This window comes from Mucilaginibacter sp. (assembly GCF_039921305.1).
Lineage (GTDB): Bacteria > Bacteroidota > Bacteroidia > Sphingobacteriales > Sphingobacteriaceae > Mucilaginibacter.
The window spans coordinates 1-3048 of record NZ_JBDSCA010000060.1 but is presented as its reverse complement, the minus strand read 5'-3'; the positions used below and the strand labels follow the sequence as shown (position 1 = coordinate 3048).

At 39.3% G+C, this 3048-nt stretch carries 4 protein-coding genes and 1 pseudogene; 2 read left to right on the top strand and 3 right to left on the bottom strand.

Annotated features, from left to right (window positions below; genetic code table 11):
- Both ABIN91_RS18645 and ABIN91_RS18640 read right to left on the bottom strand, forming a co-directional pair.
- Positions 1-212: PRC-barrel domain-containing protein (locus ABIN91_RS18645; RefSeq protein WP_348052954.1), on the bottom strand; the 212-nt coding region annotated here is incomplete at its 3' end.
- A gap of 95 nt (positions 213-307) precedes the next feature.
- Positions 308-1237 carry an SPFH domain-containing protein gene (locus ABIN91_RS18640; protein WP_348052953.1) on the bottom strand — a complete coding sequence of 310 codons (930 nt, stop codon included), beginning with the start codon at positions 1235-1237 and terminating at the stop codon, positions 308-310.
- A 411-nt stretch (positions 1238-1648) separates the two neighbouring features.
- On the opposite strand from ABIN91_RS18640, the gene ABIN91_RS18635 reads away from it, so the two are divergent.
- Positions 1649-1906, top strand: a complete 258-nt coding sequence (locus tag ABIN91_RS18635; RefSeq protein WP_348052952.1) for a DUF2061 domain-containing protein — start codon at positions 1649-1651, stop codon at positions 1904-1906.
- A gap of 17 nt (positions 1907-1923) precedes the next feature.
- On the opposite strand, the pseudogene ABIN91_RS18630 reads toward ABIN91_RS18635, so the two are convergent.
- Positions 1924-2112: pseudogene (locus ABIN91_RS18630) on the bottom strand (hypothetical protein); the annotation flags it as partial.
- A 216-nt stretch (positions 2113-2328) separates the two neighbouring features.
- Here ABIN91_RS18630 and ABIN91_RS18625 point away from each other — a divergent pair.
- A partial coding sequence (locus ABIN91_RS18625) for a heavy metal translocating P-type ATPase (RefSeq protein ID WP_348052951.1) occupies positions 2329-3048 on the top strand: 720 nt, incomplete at its 3' end.

Sequence of the window (3048 nt, the reverse complement as noted above, 5' to 3'; positions counted from 1 at the left end):
TTAACTGGGAAGAAACCATCTTGCCAGGGTTGTTTAAGAAGGGCATGCGGCGCGATCAATACCTTTCGTCCGGATAGCCAGTTACCAGTTTTAACAACCAGGTATCGTATTTTCCAGCTTTTATCATCAAAGTAAAATTCTTCGACTTCGCCGACTATACCATCTGTGGCTGCTATGTTATAATTTATAAGGCTCTTAATATTACGTTCCATTGTATATTGATTTACATATTATTTTAATGTCCAAATTGCCTTCGTACTTTTCAGAATAAAAGAACGCGGATATTCGGAAGAAAAGCTTCTTCAATTTACTCGGTTGCTTTTACCGTTTCGTTGCCTTTTTCTATTTTATCCTTCTTATCCTGTCCAATACCCATAGTTAATGCGGTCAAGCCGGCCATACTTCCTAAACCCATTGTTTCCACTGCTGAACTTGGTACGATAACAATAGTAGAATTTTGCTTTAAGCCTTCGTAGAGCATATTCATTGCACGCAAATGCAAGGCCACGGGATTATTTGCATAAGTAAGCGCGGCTTCCCCAAACTTCTCTGCAACCTGCCGCTCGGAGTCCCCTAATATTACCCTTGCCTGTCGTTCACGTTCCGCCTGCGCCTGCATTGACATCGCGTTTTCAAGCGAGGCCGGTATTAGAACATCTTTTACTTCAACCGAATTGACATTGATCCCCCAAGGCTCGGTACGTTCGTCAATTATTTTTTGCAATACATTGCTAATCTTATCCCTTCCTTCCAGCATATCTGATAGCATAGTTTTTCCGATAACATCCCTTAATGCTGTTTGCGAAGCCCAGCTAATAGCGCTGATATAGTCTGCAACTTCGAGCGCTGCTTTTTGCGGGTCCAATACTTTCCAGAACAACACAGCGTCCACATCGACCGGTACGGTGTCTTTGGTAAGGGTTTTTTCTGCCTTAAAAGAGGTGGTGATTACCCGGGTATCGATCCAGTAAGGGATAGTGTCCAATACGGGTATGATAAAAAACAAACCCGGGCCTTTTAGGGAATGAAATTTGCCAAGGCGTAGTACTACAGCTCTATCCCAGGGATCGGCAATTTTGATAGACGACGAAATATAAGATGCAACTATTAGTGCTACTACGCCTATAATAGTACTTTCTACAGAAGTCGAAATACCATGGATTGAATAATCAATACCAAGACCAATAGCGAATATTATTATAAATATAACTGAGGCGAATAAACTTTTATTTTTCATGAGTTGAACTATTGTTAGAATGTCAGATTATTGTGCCATTAGTTTTTAGTATTCAATTTATAATGATTTTTTACACTCGTCATCGCTTATAGATAGGATGCTTTTTCATAAACCCATCGAACGTGATCAGCAATTTGTTTTCCAATTATATATTATTCAGATATATCAAATGTCCGTCTTCCCTTTTTGTTAATTAGTGACGATGGACATTTGAAAAGATGATGTAAATCATTTTACTCGGTCGCCTTCTTCTTAAATAAATTATTACAGATATTTTTTTCATAGTAATCATCATCGCGTGTAAGGTGGGAAATGAAACATTTATTTAAAATATCTAAATGGATGCTACTTTACAACATTGAATTACCCAATCGGCATGAAACAATTTGTTGCTTTTCGTATTAGATGTTCATGATCGAAAAACTGATTCCTCCTGAATACCGCTCCGAAAAAACGCTTAAAAGATCAATAGCAAAAACGATTAGTTACAGGGTAATCGTCGTTATATTGGATTTTATCGCCGTTTACCTATTTACCGGAAAATTAAAGACAGCTCTGGGGTTTACCATAGTGAGCAATATTTATACAACGGTTGTATATTTCTTCCATGAGCGTATTTGGGATAAAATAAAATGGGGCAAAAAAGTTTATTCAAACCCTACGAAGTAACAATTAGATTTGCCTTTCTAAATTGTTTTTACTTTCAGCATACTGGCGTTGATGGCGACTACTACAGTACTAACGGTCATTAACATCGCGCCAACAGCTGGGCTCAGTACAATGCCTTGATTGTAAAGTACCCCTGCTGCCAATGGTAGCGCAACCACGTTATAACCAGTGGCCCAAACCAAGTTTTGGATCATTTTACGATAAGTAGCCTTACCAAATAGAATGAGATTGACAACATCGTCAAGATTACTGTTTACGGTCTCAACTTATTTCAGGACGACACATAACGTGCACGGTCATATATATAGTGAACGTTGCACATTAAACAACATAATCTCAGCCAAATCTTATAAATTTTAAACAAAATCCTGTAAACGGCAATCAGAGCACAGTAGTAAATTTGTATTGTAAATAAAAGAAAAATGCGAACAGACACTCAAACACTCACTTTTCCAGTTATCGGCATGACTTGTGCCGGCTGCGCTGCAAGCGTAGAATCAATGATCGGCGCACAAAAGGGGGTTGATAAGGCAGAAGTTAATTTTGCCAGTCAGTCTGTTAAGGTTGCTTTTCACCCTGATGTTATACAACCTGTCAATTTTCAGAAGGCTGTTCAATCCGTGGGGTATGACTTAATTTTAGATACGGAGAACGGAAAGGCATTGCAAGAGGAGGTGCAGCAAAGCGATTATCTATTATTGAAAACTAAAATTACCTGGGCCAGTATTTTGACAGTCCCTGTTGTGCTGATCGGTATGTTCTGGATGGAATTACCGTATGCCAATTATATAATGATGGGCTTAACTGCCCCGGTCTTATTTTTATTTGGCCGTAATTTCTTTACCGGTGCCTGGAAACAGGCCAGTCATGGAAAGGCTAATATGGATACCCTCGTAGCGCTGTCAACCGGCATTGCTTTTTTATTCAGTGTATTTAATACTGTAGATCCCGGATTTTGGTATAGCAAAGGCTTGCATCCACATGTTTACTTTGAGGCCGCTGCCGTAGTGATCGTTTTTATTATGCTTGGGAAGTTGCTGGAAGAACGGGCGAAATCCAACACTTCTTCGGCAATTAAAAAACTGATAGGCTTACAACCTAAAACGGTGCAATTAATTACTACCGAAGGGGAAAGGGAGACT